The sequence below is a fragment of the Treponema sp. Marseille-Q4132 genome (assembly GCF_014334835.1).
Taxonomy (GTDB): Bacteria; Spirochaetota; Spirochaetia; order Treponematales; family Treponemataceae; genus Treponema_D; species Treponema_D paredis.
Genome location: NZ_CP060591.1, coordinates 1,282,338 through 1,300,200, shown reverse-complemented (window position 1 = coordinate 1,300,200; position 17,863 = coordinate 1,282,338). Strand labels below are relative to the sequence as shown.

The window sequence follows — 17,863 nt, the reverse complement described above, 5'->3', positions numbered from 1 at the left end:
CGTGGCTCAAGTTGTATTAAAACACGTTACGAAAAAATTCGAAGAAAAATCGATCGAGTCGGTCGTCGCGGTAGACGACTTCAATCTCGAAATAGAAGAGGGCGAATGCTTTTCGTTTCTCGGCCCGTCCGGCTGCGGTAAAACGACGACGCTCCGCATGATCGCGGGCTTCGAAGATTTAACCGAAGGCGAAATTCATTTGTGCGGGCGGCCGGTGTCGGTTAAAAGCAAAAACTTATACGTGCCGCCGGAAGAACGCGGATTGGGCATGGTGTTTCAAGCGTTCGCTGTGTGGCCGCACATGAACATTTTCGAAAACGTCGCGCTGCCGCTGAAAGTGCAAAAAGTTCCGCGGAACGAAATCAAAGAGCGGGTTGCCGCAGCGCTTTCGTACACGAATTTGGACGGTTTGGAATCGCTCTATCCGGGAAATCTTTCCGGAGGCCAGCAGCAGCGCATCGCTCTTGCACGCGCGATCGTGACGAATCCGAAAGTCATGCTGCTCGACGAACCGCTTTCGAATCTCGATCCGAAACTGCGCGAATCGATGCGTTTCGAAATCAAAGAGCTGCAGAAAAAATTCAATTTTACGATCATCTTCGTAACGCACGATCAGTCCGAAGCGATGGCTCTGTCCGACCGCATGATGGTCATGGACATGGGAAAGATCGTCCAAATCGATACGCCGCGCAATCTCTACAATAAACCGGTGAACAGATTCGTGCACAGCTTTTTGGGAAAATCGACTTTTGTCAAAATCGAAATCAAAGACGGCAAAGCATATCCCGACGGCGATTATTCTCAGGCCATTCCGTGCCGGCTTCCCGACGACGCGTCGAACGGGGAAAAGCGTTTTATGGCGGCGCGCCCGAATGCGATCAATCTGAATAAATCGGTCGGATATAAAACGAAAATCGAAAAGCGCGTGTTCCTCACCGATTGCACCGAATACTACGTAAAAGTCGGCGGACAGATGCTCCTCGTGCAGACGCCGCATCGCGTCGTATTCAGGCAGGGAGAGGAGTGCTGCGTCGATTTGGTCGGCGTCATGTGGTATAAAGACGACGATAAAAACTCCGAAGAAGAGAGAAACCGGCGTCAACTCGTATAACATCGTAGGGCGCTTGCGTAAAATCCATGCGCAAGCGCTCTCGATGGCACTTTGCCGGATGCCGGAGCCGAGTGCTGAAAAGGCGGTGCCTTTGTGCTATACTTATCGAAGCGGGTTTCCGCTTTCGATGAGTATGAAAAGTTCGACTTCGTATTATGCGGCATTTACGTGGCTGTTTCACTTTCTCACTGCAGCTCTGTCCTTTGTCGTCGTCGTTGTGATTTTGAGTACAGCGCATGAAAAAATGGTACTGCGCGCCATTTCCAATATGACCGGCGAACTCGTACAGTATGCCGACAGTACGGCAAAGCAAGTGCACACGATGCTGACCGCCTGCACATATCAGAACTTTTACAATCCCCAAGTAACGAAACTGCGCACACAGGCCGATGTCTCGAACTTTGACGCGATACTCGCGATCAGGGTATTGAATTCGTTTACGAGTTCTAACGGCTTTATCGATTCGGTGTACGTGTACAACGCACGCCGCGCATACGTTTATTCGACAAAGGAAACGGGTTCCGATACTTGCCGCAATTTTCCCGACAGGAGCGCCGTCGAATTGTTGACCGCGAAAAATGTGTGCTATCCGTATTTGATTTGGAGGGGCGATGTGTATTCGCTTATCATTTCGGAAACGGACGCCCGCGGTATATGCACAAACGCGATGATGGTCAATTTCGACGCGAAAGAATTTAATAAATTGTATTTTCAATTTCCGTACGATAATTGTGCGCTCTACCGTCCCGATACCGATGAAATCGTATTCCCCGATGTCGTTTCCGAAAAGACGGCTTCCTGCGATTTTTCACCGATACGGAACGCGTCCGCGCTTTCGGGATACGTGAGCGGAAAGAGAGGGCGGAGCGCTTCGTTTATCTATTCGTATCTTGCAGATCCCAAGCTCTATTATATACGCTGCATCGACGCCGACAGGCTTTCGTATGAACTCGAAAGTTTTCGGACGACCGCCATACAGGTCGCCGCGATTATTCTCATAAGCTGGCTTTTCGTTTCGCTGCTCATATTGATCCGCTTTTACGTTCCTCTGAAAAAAGTTGTTAATTTTTTAGCCGTGCAGATCGGACAAAACGCTCCGAGCGGAGACGCGGTTTTTAATAATATCGATCAGTATCTTCAAAAAGAGCTCGTAAGCAAAGAAGCGTCCGTTTCCATATTGAAGCGCGAATACTTAAAGCAGCTGCTTACCTCTCCCGCTCCGGACGATGCCGATTTGCAAACGGCTTTCGGCGGATTCCAAACCGAACTCGACACATCACGTCCTCTGTATATCGTTTTGACCGCGTCCGAATTTTTACCGGGCGTCGAACGAACAGCCGTGCAGTCTGCAACGGGAGAAAAATCTGCCGCCGAATCTGTAAAATGTGCGCCGGCGGAAACCGCGCGGCAAGGGGATGCTCCGTGTGCGGCGGAACGCGTTGCCGTCGACGGTCTCTTTGCGTTTATCGTTCAGTTTTCGAGCGAAGAAAAAGCGTCCGCATATTTTGAGCGCATCGCGGGGAACGAAAAGATGGCCGCGGTTATTTCCGAAAAAATCGACGGCGCGCACGGTATGCACCGTTCTTTTGCACGGCTTCGGGAATTGTATGCGGCGCGCATTTTTTACCGCGGAAAAGATGCGGCGTATGAGCGTTATATCGATACACGGAAAAGCGGCATGCGCTATCCGGAAGCGATCGAAGCGAAATTGATGCAGGCGCTCCGAGCCGGTAACCGTGCGGGGGCGGAAGCTTTTTACGGCGATACGGTGCGCGAACTCTGCGAATACCGATACGCCGCGATCGTGTTTAATTTGAAGCGCCTCTATATAAACCTTACGGCCGCGTTGGACGGTACGCCCTCCGCCGAAAAAGAGGAACGGCTGTACGACAGCGCCGACCGCATCGCGCTCGTCATCGAACGGGCGGAAGATATTTCGGACATAGATGCGGAGTATTATGCGCTTATGGAAAAAATCTGCGCGCAGAGCGAAGAGCAGCATAAACAAAAGCAAAAGAAAACGGCCGAGCGGATCAAACGGATCGTCGACGAACAGTTGTATGATGTACAGCTTTCTTCAAAGGCGATCGCGGACAGTCTCGGTCTGTCCGATACCTATGTTTCGAAGTTGTTTAAAGCATCGGAAAATATTTCGATTGCAAATTATATCAATGAAGCGCGGATGGCGCAGGCAAAGAGGCTTTTGCTGGAAACCGATTTGACGATAAAAGAGATCGCCGAGCGGATCGGCATATCGAACAGTCAATATTTTTACGTATTGTTTCGAAAATATTTCAGTGCGTCTCCCGCGCAGTTCAGGAGCCGGACGGAGCAGCGGACGGAAAAAGCGTATGGCGACGATTAAAGATATTGCAAATCTTGCAGGCGTTTCTCACGGAACCGTTTCGAACGTACTCAATAAAAAAGGAAATGTCAGCGTACAGAAAATCAATCTCGTTGAAAAAGCCGTGCGGCAGCTGGGATTTAAACCGAATACGCAGGGGATAAAATAATGGCAAAAAGAAACGTACTTCATTTTACAGGCATCGGTTCGGCATTCAATGCGCCGTTCGGAAATACGAATGCGTACTTTATAGACGGCACGACGCTTTTCATATTCGACTGCGGCGAAAGCGTATACGCCCGTATGCTGAAGCTTTTGCAATCAAAGCGTATCCGGCGGGTGGTGATAATAATTACGCATCTTCACAGCGATCACATCGGGAGCTTGGGAACGGTTCTTTCGTTTTGCAGTCACGTAGTGCCGAAACCGGTCGATATATTTTATCCGACGCGGGCGATAGAGCGATTTCTAAAATGCATCGGTATAAGCGACGACAAATATACGCATCACCTTTCGGTACCGGAAGATTGGAACTTGTCCATCGTCCCTTATCGTGTCGTTCATTCCAATATGATTGCGTGCTTCGGCTACGAAGTTTCGTTTAAGGGCGCGACCTTTTATTACAGCGGCGACGCGCACGATATTCCCGATCCTGTGCTCAAAAAATTTCTCGATAATAAAATCGATCTTTTATTTCACGAAGCGACGATCGATACGGCTTCGGCGGGGCATTGCAGTTATACGACGCTCGAACGGAAAATCCCCGTGTCGGAACGGAAACGCGTGTATTGTATGCACCTCGGAAGCGAAAAGCTTGCCGCGCTTTTAATAAAAAAAGGATTTCAAATTCCGAAAATCGAAGTGCCGTAATTTACGGAAACGTTCCTTAAAATTCAACAGTCGAACAAAATATCAATTTTGGAGACTGTTGAATTGATGTGCGCAAGCGCACAGTTAATAAGCGACGTTTGCCGAAAGGCAAACTCGAAGTTAAACGAGACGCGCTATTTTAGCGGCTCGTTTAACCGTTCGTCCGATTTTCTGTATCGGCATAAAAACGCGAAGTAAAAACGACGGTAAATTTCAGCCGTTGCGCCCGCTTTATCGGCGGTCGTTGACGCACGACGGAGGAGGGGCGTATACTGACCTTGCATGACTATCGAAGAAGAAATCTTTGCGCGCTCGATTCCCGATTTTGCAAAACTTGTGAAATTCGGTTTTGTTAAAAACGGCTCGAAGTATTCGTTTTCCGGAAAATTTTTAAACGGCGATTTCAGTGCCGACGTCGTTGTCACAAGCGGCGGGGATGTCACCGCTTCGGTGTTCGATGTGCAGGCGGGCGAACGCTATCTTCCGCTCAGGGCGAAAAGCCGGCAAAGCGCGTTCGTAAACGAAGTGCGCGAAAGTTACCGAGCGTTTTTGCGGGAAATTAAAAACGCGTGCTTTGCGCCGCAGCCGTTTTTGACGGATCAGGCGAATCGGATCGCGCGCGAAGCGGAGGCGCTTTTCGGCGATAAAATCGATTTCCCGTTTTCGACCGCGCCTACGTACGGCGTATTCAGAAATCCCGAAAGCCGCAAATGGTACGGGATCATTATGAATATTCCGAAAAACAAAATCGAAAAGCAGGGGCGCGTTTCAAAACGCGGCGCAAAAGAATCTGCGCGTGCGATATCCGCAAAAAAATCGGTCGAAAAAAGGCAGGACGCCTCTCTTTCGGCGGACGATGCAATCGTCGAAATCATCAACATAAAAATCGATCCTGAAAAAATTATCGAGCTGAAAAAGAGGCGCGGTTTTTACGATGCGTACCACATGAGTAAAAAGAATTGGATAACGATTGCGCTCGACGGCAGCGTTTCCGACAGCCTTGTCATTGATTTGTTAAAAAAGAGCCGTGCGCTCGTATCTCCCCGCTCTTGTCGTGCGCGCTCATAAATACGTATATTAAAAGTATGGAACGATACGACATCGCGATAATCGGAACGGGTCCGGCAGGTTTGTCCGCTGCGCTCACCGCAAAAATTCGCAATAAAAATTTCGTGCTTTTGGGCAGCAAGCGTTTAAGCGAAAAAATCGAAAAAGCGCATACGGTACAAAATTATCTCGGTTTGCCGAATATTACCGGAAGCGATATGCAAAAGGCGTTTTATGCGCACCTTGATGCGATGGGGATCGAGGTTACGGAAGCTCGCGTGCAGGCGGTGTATCCTATGGGCACTTATTTCGGCTTACAGACGTCGATCGGCATGCTTGAAGCGGAAGCCCTTGTTTTGGCGACGGGCGTCGTTGCGGCAAAGCCGTATCCGGGCGAGGAGCTATTTCTCGGCAAAGGCGTAAGCTATTGTGCCACCTGCGACGCGCCGCTGTATAAAAATAAAACTGCGGCCGTAATCGCGTTCGGCGCGAATGAAGAGAGCGAAGCGAATTTCCTCGCCGACCTTGCGGCGAAAACGTATTATATCCCGATGTACAAAGGAGATGTGCGCGTGTCGGATAAAATCGAAATCGTGCGCGAAGTGCCGAAGTCGATTGAAGGCGATACCTATGTGCAAGCGTTGGTAACCGACGCGGGAAAGATCCGCACGGACGGCGTCTTTATTTTGCGCGAAGCGATTGCTCCGAGCCGGCTCGTATCGGGTATCGAAGTCGACAACAATCACGTGCGCGTAAACCGCCGTATGGAAACGAGCGTTGCCGGCTGCTTTGCGTGCGGCGATCTCGTCGGCCCGCCTTATCAGTACAGCAAGTCGGCGGGAGAGGGGACGATCGCAGCCCTTTCTGCGGTAAGCTACCTCGATGCGAAAAAACGGGGCGCATAAAGCCTGCGTCGTTCGCTGCATATAAAACAAGTAACATTAGAACGAAAACCGACAGGTTTTGCCGTGTCTCCGGAAGCGGTACCGCTGTGAGTACCCGCATTATGCTTTTTACCCGTATACCTCTATTGACGAAGCGTAAAGTAAATGGGAAAATCGCTCTATGAGCAAATATATACTCGTGACCAGCGGCGTATGTTCCAGTCTCGGCAAAGGGGTGGCGTCCGCATCTCTCGGAAGTCTTCTCGAATGCAGAGGGCTTTCGATTTCGATGATAAAATGCGATCCGTACATCAACCTCGACGCGGGAAACATCAGTCCGTTTCAGCACGGCGAAGTATATGTTACCGAAGACGGCGCGGAAACCGATTTGGATTTGGGCAACTTTGCGCGGTTTACGAGTGTCAATGTCGCCGAACATAACTGCATTACGATCGGAAAAATTTACAATCAAGTGATTCAAAACGAACGCGCCGGCAGATACAACGGACGCACGGTGCAGGTCATCCCGCATATTACCGATGAAATAAAGCGCAATATTCTTTCCGTCGGCGAGCGCTCGGGTGCGGACGTCGTCATCGTCGAAATCGGCGGTACCGTCGGAGATATCGAATCGATCCCGTATCTCGAAGCCTGTCGGCAGCTCATTCACGAACTCGGCAAAAACGAAGTATGCGTCATCCACATAACGCTCGTGCCTGCGATCATCGGCGGAGAATTGAAAACGAAGCCGACGCAGCATTCGGTTAAGCAGCTGCAGGAAGCGGGGATCCAGCCGGATATTCTTTTGTGCCGCACGACAAACGAACTTGATTTGCCGATCAGAAAAAAAATCGCGCTGTTCTGCAATGTCGCTCCCGACGCGGTTTTTTCTTCGATCGATGTGCAAAAATCGGTATATGAACTTCCGGTTATCTTTCATAAAGAAGGTTTCGACGCGCGGGTACTCAAAAAACTCGCGCTTACCGCCGAGCGCTGCAATATCCGCCCGTGGACGGCATTTCTTGACAAGCTCAATGCCTGCGGTCCTGCCGTGTGCATCGCGGTCGTCGGTAAAAAAGATTACCTTGACGATTGCTATAAATCGGTGCGCGAATCGCTGTTTCACGCGGCGGTTACGCAGTACGGCGCGGAGCTGAAGCTTCGGAAAATCGATGCGGAAACGCTCGAAAGCTGCAAAAACGAAAAAGAGGTGAGAGCGGCGTTCAAAGACGTCGACGGCATAGTCGTGCCTGCAAATTACGGGCAGCGCGGATTTCTCGGACTTCTCGTTGCGGTAAAATATGCGCGCGAAAACGATATACCCTACCTGGGTATCGATTTGGGTATGCAGCTCATGGCGATCGAAACGGGGCGTTCGCTGTGCGGCTGGGCGGATGCGGACAGCACGGAGTTTATACAAAACAGCACTCACGCGATCATCAGTTTGCCGGAAGAGCAGACGGGGCTTTCCGCTGCCGGCACGATGAAGCTCGGTGCGGGGACCGTCCGTATTATTAAAGATACGAAGCTTGCCTCCGTGTATAAAAAGCTCACGATTACCGAACGGCACCGCAATAAATATACTTTCGATAAAAAATACACCGCCAATATGACCGAACACGGTCTCATCACATCGGCCGTTTCCGAACCGGATAATTGTACGGAAGCCTTCGAGTGGAAAGATCACACGTGGGGCATCGGCGTGCAGTATCATCCCGAATTCGTTTCGCGTCCGATGAAACCGCATCCGCTTTTCATCTCGTTTATCGGAGCAGCGCTCGGTAAAAAACAATGAAGTCGAATCTTTTCGTCGCGGCGGTTTTATGTTCTTTGCCGTTTATCGCGGCGGGATGTTCTTTGAAATATTCCGAAGGTCAAAAAAACGTTGATGCGGAAGTGCCGGAATTCGTTTTTGCAAATGCCGATTTTTCGCGCTGGGAAAAAAATCAAAAGATGCTTTCGATGCGCGCACAAACGCTCGAACAGTATAAAGGCGGCGGTACTTATGCGGATTCGGTTTCGTTTACCGCCTACGCGGACGACGGCAGTGCGGAAACCGAAGGCTCATGCGCTCTTGTCGCGTTCGATCCGAACCAAAAAATGTATTCGCTTTATGACGGGATCGAGCTTACGAATGCGCCGAGAAACGTAACGATCGCTGCAGACGAACTGCGCTGGGACGGAAATACCGAACAGCTTACGAGCCGCCGCACCGATACGATTACGATGAAAAAAAACGGGACGATTGTCCGCGGTTCCGGATTTTCCGCAAGCGGAGTAAGCAACCGTTTTATTTTTACCGGCGCCGTATCGGGAACGGTTGAAACCGATGAAAACGCGGAGGAAGGCGGCGATGCGCAAAACCGTCCGTAACGGACAGATAATCTTTTTATTAATTTTATACATTATCGCTTCGATGTTTCCGCTATGGGCGGAACGCATTACGTTTTCCGCGAACAGTATGACCGGCACTGCAGGCAATACGTCCGATACGACGACGCTTTCCGGCAGCGCATACGTTCTCACATCGTCTATGGAAATATCCGCCGACTCGATTACGATGAGCGGAAAAAATTTCCGCTATATCGAGGCTGAAGGAAACATCACCGGAAAAAATATAGAAACGAAAATGGAGTTTACGTGCGCGAGTCTTTCGTATGACCGCCGGACTAAAATCGCAACGCTGAAAGACAATGTACGCCTTACCGATACGGAAAACGGCGTATCGGTCGAAGCTCAGCTTATCGAGTATAATCAAAATACCGACATCGCACGGATTCAAATCGGCATAACGATCAAACAAAAAGACAATGTGTGTTCGAGCGCGTATGCCGTGTACCGAAAAAAAAATAAAATGCTCGAAATGAGCGGTAATGCCCGGATCACTCAAGGTGAAGATACTTTCCGCGCCCAACAGATTACGCTGAATCTCGATACGCAGGAGATAAGCCTCGACGGCCGCGTCAAAGGTTCGGTCGTCGATGAAAAAAACGCCGAGCGTGATAAAGATACGAAAAAAGATTCCGCTGTAAGTATCGATACGGCTTCGGATGACGATACGTCGGACAAAAACGATGCCCCTCCGAATGACGGGCTGTCTTCCGGAAAAGAAGGCGGCGCGGATCGGAGCGGAGATGCGGCAAGCGATAAAAACGCTTCGTCCGGTACACGGAATCGGGTAAGCGCTCCGCCGGAAAAAGAGAAAAACGCGCCGACGCCTTCCCGCAGCGGATTGAATAAGAGAGCGAGCGATGAATGATACTATGCAAAATGCGTCCGATTTTTTGAAAGACGGATTGCAGGAGCCGAACGAAAAGCCCTTGCAAAACGATACGCTTCCGGAAAACGAAACGGGGCGCGCTCATCACGTACTGCAAGTTTCAAGTCTGTATAAATCCTTCGGCAAAAAACGCGTCGTACAAGGTATCGATTTTTCAATGCGTACGGGCGAAGTGCTCGGTCTTCTCGGTCCCAACGGTTCGGGCAAAACGACGACCTTTTATATGATTGTCGGATTTTACCGTCCGACTTCGGGCGATGTGTTTTTGGACAAAGAGAGGATTACGGCGCTTCCCATGTATAAGCGCGCGAAGCTCGGCATTTCTTATCTGCCGCAGGAGCCGTCCGTGTTTAAAAAGCTGACGGTCGAAGAAAATATTTGGGCGATCCTTGAAACGAGACGTGACCTTTCGTTCGATGAAAAAAAGATGAGACTCGAACAACTCATAAGCGAATTCGATATCGGAAGGATCAGAGGACAGCAGGCGATCACGCTTTCGGGCGGAGAGCGGCGGCGTACCGAAATCGCCCGGTCGCTTGCAATCGAACCGAAGTTTTTGCTTCTCGACGAACCCTTTGCGGGCATCGATCCGATCGCGGTTGCAGATATCAAAGGTATGATCAAACTGCTTTCTGAGCGCGGCATCGGCATCCTCATCACCGACCATAACGTGCGCGATACGCTCGAAATCACGCACCGCGCGATCATCATCAGTACCGGACAAATCATGATGCAGGGCACGAAACGGGAAATCCTCGATTCTCCCGTCGCCCGCGAAATCTACCTCGGCAAAGATTTTTCGATGTAAGCTCGTGTAGATTTATTGTAAAAATAACTGTAAACTATCGCAGTTTCGTTTGTTTAATAGGTTGAACATCGAGTTTTGTTAAAAAGCGAAATTGAATTTATTAATAAAAGTATCGTAGGCGTTTTACGGGAGTTTATCGCAGCAGCAAGGACAAGGAGTGTACGATGAAAAGAATTTTAATGACGGCAGGGGCTCTGTGTTTCGCCTCTGTGATATTTGCCTATAATCCGCCGATCAGCGGAGAGAGCCTCGACAGGCTTGTAAGCCCGACGCAGCTTACGTATGCGTCTTCGAGCGCAGGCGGGGGGATTTTTACCGCCGGCCCCGATGCGATCGTTTTCAATCCCGCGCTTATCGCATCCGAACAGCGCATCACGCTCGATGCCTCATACACCGCGATTTTTTCTTCAAACGGCGGAGCGAATATTTTCGGTTCCGCCTTTCAGACCGGCATTCTCATCCCGTGGAAATACTTTGCCGTGAGCGGCCTCGTCAAAGGCGTATTCCTTCCGCTCGATAAAATCGATGTCGGCAACACGCTCGGCACGAATATTGCCATTGCGAAAGAAGTGAGCGACCGCCTTTCTCTCGGTATCGGGATTGCAGGCGGTGTGTATTGGGGACACGGAAGCGATTGGTCGGTGACCGGAAATATCGGCGGGATGTACCGCATACCGCGTGTCGGTTTTATGAAGGATTTCAGGATCGGCGTGTCCGTCCTCAATCTCGGTAAAAATTATACGTCGACAAATCTCGTCGGCATCGACGGCAAAAACACGTCGGATATCTTTCCGATGCTCGGCACGACTCACGTCGGAGCTGCAGCTCTTTTATTTGCAAACGATTATATAAAAGGCGGCGCTTCGTTTGAATTGATTACTCCGGGATTTCAAAATCTCATCGTTGCGGCGGGATTCCACTTTGCCGTAAACGACGCGCTCTATTTACGCATAGCGGAAGAAATCAATATCCGTGAAGCCGTCGCGCTCGCCGACTACGGTAACTACAGCAATTTTATGCCTGCGATCAGTCTCGGCTATCGTCTTACGTTCAAAACGAAAAACAACGAATATATGAAACGCAACGGCTGGGGTGAAAGCGATATCACGGTGAATGCCGGATGGCAGCAGCTTTACGAAACGGTGCACGCCGTTTCGGGCAACGTCAAATTCAATTTAGGACTGGCGGATACCGATCCGCCGGAAATCGAACTGTGGACGGGAGATGAAAAATAATGAAAAGGACTTATGCAATCATTGCGGCAGCTCTCTTTTTGGCAGCCGCTTCGGCGTTTGCCCAACGGGCGCCGAAATATATTTCGCCGAACAACGACGGCGTTCAGGATTCGCTTGACGTTCCGCTGCGAATTTCCGACAGGCGCTATATAGTTTCGTGGAGCTTTGTCGTCGAAAACGAAAGCGGCAGCGTCGTGCGTACGATCGGAAATAAACTCTCGTTTACCGAAAAGCTGACGTTCAAATCTTTTTGGAAACAGCTTTTTTCTGCAAAAAAAACGATCGATATTCCCGCCGTCGTTTCATGGAACGGCGTTATGGATAACGGCGAAACGGCTCCGGACGGAACGTATAATTATTATTTTACGGCGACGGACGATAACGGCAATGTCGGCAAAACCGGCAAATATACGGTCATCGTCGATACGACGCCGCCTTCTGTCGCGCTTATTCAGCCGACCGATAAGATTTTCGGCGAAGGCGCGAAATCGGTATTTTCCGTGCGGCAGTCCGGTTCGAAAGAAGACGAATGGAAAGGCGTCTTTGCCGGAGCCGACGGAACTGCGGTCAAAACCTATTCGTGGAAAGATACCGAGCCGCCTGCGTTCAATTGGAACGGAACGGGCGATTCGGGAAAGCCGGTTGCCGACGGCATCTATTCGTATACGATTAGTGCGACGGACAGAGCGGGAAACACTTCTCCCGCCGCTTCCATATCGAATATTATTTTTTCGGCGGAAAAACCCGCGACGAATATCGCGATTTCAGGTTCTCCCTATTTTTCTCCGAACACCGAAAGCAAGCAAAAAGCGGTTACGTTCAACGTAACGATCCCCGTTCCCGAAGCGAGTACCGGAAACAAACTTACCGAATGGGCGGTAAGCATCGTCGATGCGAATGGCAAAGTCTATCGCACATTCGATCAGTCTTCGTCGGCCTTACCGCCTGAAACGATCGTGTTCGACGGAACCGGAGCCGACGGTAAAACGCTTCCCGACGGGCGCTATCAGGCGCGCGTTACGGCAAAATATCTCAACGGCTACGAGCCTTCTCCGATTACTTCGCCGGTCTATATCATCGATACGAAAAAACCGCAGGCTCAGCTGCGCGTATCCGATAAAGTATTCGGCGCGGGTTCGAAGAGTACGATCACAATAAACGAAACGATTGTGCCGAAAACGCTTGCGGCGGTTCCCGCATGGACGGGGCGCATCTACGCTTCGGGCAATATGACAAAAGCCGTGCGCGAATACTCGCTCGGCGAATTCCCGCCCGAAACGGTTTCGTGGGACGGTCTCGATGATGCCGGAAAACTTGCGCCCGACGGCTCATACGTGTACGAGCTTTCGGCAACCGACTTGGCGGGCAATACCGTAGCCGTCCGTTCCGATGCGTTCAGTTTCGACACGACGAAGGCGACGCTGCTTCTTGCAATGCAGGACAGCGCATTTTCACCGAACGGCGATAAAGTCAAAGATACGATATCCTTTACGCCCGTCACGCACGCGGGAAGCGGCGGTATCGTAAAGTATGTGTTTAAAATTATGAAGGCGGGTTCGAGTACCGCGCTTAAAACGCTGAGCGAAAACAAAGACGTTCCCGCATCGTTTGTGTGGGACGGAAAAGACGACAAAGGCTCTCTCTGTCCCGACGGACAGTATATCGCCTCTCTTGAAATAACGTCCGCAAATGCTTCGACGGCATCGGCTTCGACGCAGGCTTTTGCGCTCGACACGAAAGCGCCCTATCTTGCCGCGGAAATTCCGTGGGCGTCCTTTTCACCGTCAGGCGATTCGGCCCAAAGATCTTTGCCTGTCGATGTGCGCGACTGCACGGCCGAAAAATTGTGGACTGCCGAAGTGCGCAATGCCCGCGGTGCCGTTGTCCGGAAATACACGTGGGCCGGTACCGTGCAGACCGCAGGCAAAGCGGGATTCGCATGGGACGGTGCGGACGAATCGGGCAATACGGTTCCCGACGGGGCATATACGCTCGTCATCGCTTCGACGGATGAAGCGGGCAATGCGTTCGGCACATCGATCCGAAATATCACTGTCGATACCCGCGACGTAAAAGCGTACGTGACGACGGCTTACGACGGTATTTCTCCGAACGGCGACGGCATACTCGATTCTCAACGTTTCGATATCCGTACCTCGGTCAGTGACGCGATTTCCTCCTGGAATTTCGACGTATGCAGAGAAGACGGAAAAGCGGTGCGCAGCTGGTCGTCGAAAGACAGCGCAAGTCTTCCCTCATCGATTATGTGGGACGGTTTGGACAGCGCGGGAAAAGCCGGCGAAGGCACTTTTACCGGAAAACTCGATATCGTATATCGGAACGGGCGGAGCGTTTCCGCTTCGTCGTCTCCGTTCGTATGTTCGGCCCTTCCTCCCGAACTCAGCGTCCGCACGACGCCTTCATACTTCAGTCCCGATAATGACGGTATCGATGACGATTTGTTTATCAGATTGAACGGTTCGACAAAAGGCAAAATTACCGCATGGTCGTTTACGATCAACGATCCGAACGGCCGCCGCTTTTGGCAGACGGGCGGAACGTCGGCGATTACGGAACGCATCGTGTGGGACGGTTTGAGCAATACGCAAAAGACCGCGTCGGGCATGGCGGAACGCGTTCAGTCGGCGGTCGATTATCCGTGGGTGTTTACCGTTAAAGACAATCTCGGTATGACATCGACGGTGCGGGGAATCATTCCTGTCGACGTGCTCGTCATCCGCGAAGGCAATGTGCTTAAAATGGCCGTTCCGTCGATCATCTTCCGTCCCGACAATGCCGACTTTAAAGTTGAAAGCGCTCCCGGAAAACGCGATGGCGTTACGGCCGAACAGGCGGCAAACAACGAACGCATTCTCAAGCGCATCGCGGAAATTCTCAATAAATTCAAAGATTATAAAGTTGCGGTCGTCGGACACGCGAACCGTACGACTGAAAACGAAGCCGAAGAAACGCAGGACAATCCGCGTCAGTGGGGCCCCGCGCTCATTCCGCTTTCGCAAAAACGCGCGGAATTCGTAAAATCCTATCTCGTCGATAAAGGCATAAGCGCTTCCCGTCTTTCTACTCAAGGAAAGGGCGGCACGGAGCTTGTTGCCGATTGGCGCGATAAAGATCAAAACTGGAAAAACCGCCGCGTCGAATTTATTCTGCAAAAGTAAGCGATAAAATGCAGCACCGAAAGACGGGCCTGTCGGAAGACGGGGCCGTCTTTTTTTTATGCCTTGCAGAGAGTGTTTTTTCAGAATGCAGCCGCATTTTGTAAAGACGTAAAAACAATCGGCATAAACCCCTCCGTATATATGAAGTAAGTTATGTCTAACTTTTTTTCGCAGTGCGTAGTTTACAGTTGTGAAAGAATATCATACAATACGGTTTATGCGTATGTTTACATTTAAAGGCGGAGTCTATCCGCCGGAGCGGAAGACACACACTCGCGACGGAACCATCGCGGATGCGTTTCCTTCTACCAAGCGGGTGACGATCCCCGTCACGATGGGCGGTTTTCCGAACGAATGTACCGTCAGCGTCGGCGACCGTGTTCTTAAGGGGCAGGTTATCGCGGCGTCCGAAAAGTATATGTCCGTTCCCGTACATGCGTCGATCACGGGTACGGTCGTGCAAATCGCACCGCATGCCGCCGCAGACGGAGCGCAAGTTCCCTGCGTTACAATCGAATCGGACGGAAGCGATGAGACGGCGTATATGGATCCGCTCGATCCGTTTACATGCGATCCGAAAGACGCGCTCGAGCGCATCAGACTTGCCGGCATCGTCGGTATGGGCGGCGCATCGTTTCCTACCTATGTGAAACTTTCGCCGCCGGACGGCATAAAGATCGAATACGTCATCATAAATGCATCCGAATGCGAACCCTATCTCACTGTAGATTATCATACCGTAAAAGAATCGTGTAAAAAAATGATCGACGGACTTGCAGCCGAAATGCATATTTTGGGCGCCCGAGGTATCGTTGCGATCGAAAACAACAAACTCGATCTGATAAATGTTATCAACGATGCGATCGCCGAAACGAATCATACGAATGATATGGAAATTAAAATTGTTAAAACGAAGTATCCGCAGGGCGGTGAAAAGAATCTTATTACCGCTATTTTAAAGCGCGAAGTACCCGCAGGCGGCCTTCCCGCCCACGTCGGCTGTGTCGTTTCAAACGTCTGTACGGCCTGCGCGATTTCGGATGCGTTCCGCCTCGGAAAGCCGCTCATCGAGCGCGCATTTACCGTAAGCGGCGGTGCGTGCGAAAATCCTGCGAATATACGAGTTCCGATAGGCACGCTTGTCGAAGATTTGATCGGAGACGTCATACGCGTAAAAGACGGCGAACTCGTGCAGATCCTTTCCGGCGGTCCGATGATGGGCGTCGCTTCGGCCGACGCTTCGTTTCCCGTCGTCAAAGGCACGAGCGGCGTTTTATTTTTAACAAAAAAAGAAATTTATATCGGCGAAGAAGAACTTTGCCTCGGCTGCGGAAAATGTATTCCGCCTTGTCCGATGCGGCTCTCGCCGGTTATGATGGCGCGCTCGCTGAAAGCGAACGACTATGATGCCGCCGTAAAATTCGGGCTTAAAGACTGCATCGAATGCGGCAGCTGCGCATACGTTTGTCCTGCGCATGTCCGTTTGGTGCACCGATTTAAACTCGGCAAAAGCGTCGTCAAAGCGCGCGCCGCAAAGAAAAACGCTGCGGGTAAAGCAGCTGGAGGAAAATAATGAGCGAACCGGTAAAGAAACAAATGTACGTGTCTCCCGCCCCGCATTTTGTCGAGGGGATATCGACGCGTTTTCTTATGTGCATGCTTATTCTGGCGCTGCTTCCCGAAACGATATACGGCGTTATGCTGTTCGGGTTCCGCGCGCTGTTTGTCGTGCTCGTTTCCGTTGCGGGAAGCGTCGTCTTTGAAGCGGCGTTTCAAAAATTGACAAAGCAGAATATCACCGTGAGCGATTGTTCGGCCGTCGTCACGGGACTTTTACTCGCGCTCGTACTGCCGCCGACGGTTCCGCTGTGGCAAGTGCTGCTCGGAGACCTCTTCGCGGTCGTCGTCGCCAAGGGATTTTTCGGGGGACTGGGGGCGAACGTATGGAACCCCGCTCTTACGGGGCGCGCGTTTTTATTCGTCAGCTTTTCCGCCGCGATCGGCGCATCGTGGCTCGCTCCGGGAACGGATGCGGTAAGCGCCGCAACGGTACTTTCCAAGCTGAAAGAGGGTGCCGTCGGCAATGCGGGTGCGTATCTCGAAAGCTTTTTGGGCAACACGGCCGGCTGCATCGGCGAAACGAATGAATTGCTCATTTTGATTTCATTTGCATTCCTTGCTCTCACGCAGGTGATCGACTGGCGCGCGCCTGTTACGATGGTCGGAACGGTAGCTCTTTTGACCTTTGTTTCGGGCGGAGACGTCGTCATGGCGCTCACGTCGGGAGGCCTGCTTTTCGGTGCAACCTTTATGGCCACCGATTACGCGACGACGCCGGTTTCAAAAGCCGGGCGTGCGGTGTTCGGTGCAGGTTGCGGACTTCTTACATTTTTAATAAGAAGATTCGGCGGTTATCCCGAAGGCGTTATGTTTTCGATTTTATTTATGAATTCGCTTTCGACATTCCTTAATAAACTGACGTCGAGAAAATACGGCTACGGTAAAGCGGCAAAGAAGGGGGCTGCAAAATGAAACATATTTTAAAACTCGGACTCACGCTTGCGATCTTCGCATCCGTTTCATGTTTTTGCCTTGCGCTCGTCAATCACATTACGGCTCCCGTCATCGAACGGCAGCAGGCCGATAAAGCGAGTTCCGGCATGAAAACGGTATTCGCCGCGGCCGACTCTTTTGAAGAAGTGACGGATTTTAAGGCGAGCTCGGTTCAGGCGATCAGTATCGACAAAATGTACCTTGCCAAAAAAGGCGGGAACGTCATAGGCGCGGTCGCGCAAGTGACGGGTCCTACCTACGACCGATCGACGATCATTTTCGGTATAAAAAAAGACGGCGTGCTTACGGGTATGCAGTTTCTTTCATCGAGCGATACGGCGGGCTTCGGCTTAAAAGCGAGCGATCCGAATTATACCGTTTCGAGCGGTAAAACGTTTTACGGTCAGTTCGAAGGCAAAAATGCGAACGACGGTTTCGTTTCCGGTCAAACCTTCGAAGCGGTATCCGGTGCGACGATCACGAGTAAAGGCGTTGCCGATCTTTTGACGCAGGGAACGCAGAGCGCGCTTGCCTGCCTTGCTGCGAAATAGG

General features: G+C 51.1%; 15 protein-coding genes. All 15 read left to right on the top strand.

Going from position 1 to position 17,863, the window contains the following annotated elements; genetic code table 11:
* Position 1 precedes the first annotated feature (1 nt).
* Complete coding sequence (locus tag H9I35_RS05975; protein ID WP_187420648.1) at positions 2-1,111, top strand: ABC transporter ATP-binding protein; 1,110 nt, start codon at positions 2-4, stop codon at positions 1,109-1,111.
* A gap of 133 nt (positions 1,112-1,244) precedes the next feature.
* Entirely contained in the window at positions 1,245-3,476 is a 2,232-nt protein-coding gene (locus tag H9I35_RS05970; protein ID WP_187420647.1) for a helix-turn-helix transcriptional regulator, read from the top strand.
* Positions 3,463-3,624: a LacI family DNA-binding transcriptional regulator gene (locus H9I35_RS05965; RefSeq protein ID WP_187420646.1), complete on the top strand. Its 162-nt coding sequence runs from the start codon at positions 3,463-3,465 to the stop codon at positions 3,622-3,624. Before H9I35_RS05970 ends, H9I35_RS05965 begins: the two co-directional genes overlap by 14 nt.
* Positions 3,624-4,325, top strand: coding sequence for an MBL fold metallo-hydrolase (locus tag H9I35_RS05960; protein WP_187420645.1), 702 nt, complete (start codon positions 3,624-3,626; stop codon positions 4,323-4,325). Before H9I35_RS05965 ends, H9I35_RS05960 begins: the two co-directional genes overlap by 1 nt.
* A 282-nt stretch (positions 4,326-4,607) precedes the next feature.
* Positions 4,608-5,393, top strand: a complete 786-nt coding sequence (locus H9I35_RS05955) for an MmcQ/YjbR family DNA-binding protein (protein ID WP_187420644.1) — start codon at positions 4,608-4,610, stop codon at positions 5,391-5,393.
* 17 nt (positions 5,394-5,410) lie between these two features.
* Positions 5,411-6,277, top strand: coding sequence for an NAD(P)/FAD-dependent oxidoreductase (locus tag H9I35_RS05950; protein WP_187420643.1), 867 nt, complete (start codon positions 5,411-5,413; stop codon positions 6,275-6,277).
* 160 nt (positions 6,278-6,437) lie between these two features.
* Positions 6,438-8,051, top strand: coding sequence for a CTP synthase (locus H9I35_RS05945; RefSeq protein WP_187420642.1), 1,614 nt, complete (start codon positions 6,438-6,440; stop codon positions 8,049-8,051).
* Positions 8,048-8,629 carry an LPS export ABC transporter periplasmic protein LptC gene (gene lptC / locus H9I35_RS05940; protein ID WP_187420641.1) on the top strand — a complete coding sequence of 194 codons (582 nt, stop codon included), beginning with the start codon at positions 8,048-8,050 and terminating at the stop codon, positions 8,627-8,629. The genes H9I35_RS05945 and lptC overlap by 4 nt, the downstream gene beginning before the upstream one ends.
* On the top strand, positions 8,610-9,515 hold the full coding sequence (locus tag H9I35_RS05935) for an LptA/OstA family protein (protein ID WP_187420640.1): 906 nt from the start codon (positions 8,610-8,612) through the stop codon (positions 9,513-9,515). The genes lptC and H9I35_RS05935 overlap by 20 nt, the downstream gene beginning before the upstream one ends.
* On the top strand, positions 9,508-10,344 hold the full coding sequence (gene lptB, locus H9I35_RS05930) for an LPS export ABC transporter ATP-binding protein (protein WP_252722736.1): 837 nt from the start codon (positions 9,508-9,510) through the stop codon (positions 10,342-10,344). The genes H9I35_RS05935 and lptB overlap by 8 nt, the downstream gene beginning before the upstream one ends.
* Positions 10,345-10,508: 164 nt before the next feature.
* On the top strand, positions 10,509-11,579 hold the full coding sequence (locus H9I35_RS05925; protein WP_187420639.1) for a hypothetical protein: 1,071 nt from the start codon (positions 10,509-10,511) through the stop codon (positions 11,577-11,579).
* The gene (locus H9I35_RS05920; RefSeq protein WP_187420638.1) at positions 11,579-14,758 is read left to right on the top strand and encodes a FlgD immunoglobulin-like domain containing protein; all 3,180 of its coding nucleotides are present in this window, start codon (positions 11,579-11,581) and stop codon (positions 14,756-14,758) included. Before H9I35_RS05925 ends, H9I35_RS05920 begins: the two co-directional genes overlap by 1 nt.
* A 223-nt stretch (positions 14,759-14,981) precedes the next feature.
* On the top strand, positions 14,982-16,331 hold the full coding sequence (gene rsxC / locus H9I35_RS05915; RefSeq protein ID WP_371809473.1) for an electron transport complex subunit RsxC: 1,350 nt from the start codon (positions 14,982-14,984) through the stop codon (positions 16,329-16,331).
* Complete coding sequence (locus H9I35_RS05910) at positions 16,331-17,290, top strand: RnfABCDGE type electron transport complex subunit D (RefSeq protein ID WP_187420636.1); 960 nt, start codon at positions 16,331-16,333, stop codon at positions 17,288-17,290. The genes rsxC and H9I35_RS05910 overlap by 1 nt, the downstream gene beginning before the upstream one ends.
* A complete protein-coding gene (locus tag H9I35_RS05905; RefSeq protein ID WP_187420635.1) occupies positions 17,287-17,862 on the top strand; it encodes an RnfABCDGE type electron transport complex subunit G in 576 nt (191 codons plus the stop codon). Before H9I35_RS05910 ends, H9I35_RS05905 begins: the two co-directional genes overlap by 4 nt.
* Position 17,863: the final 1 nt, after the last annotated feature.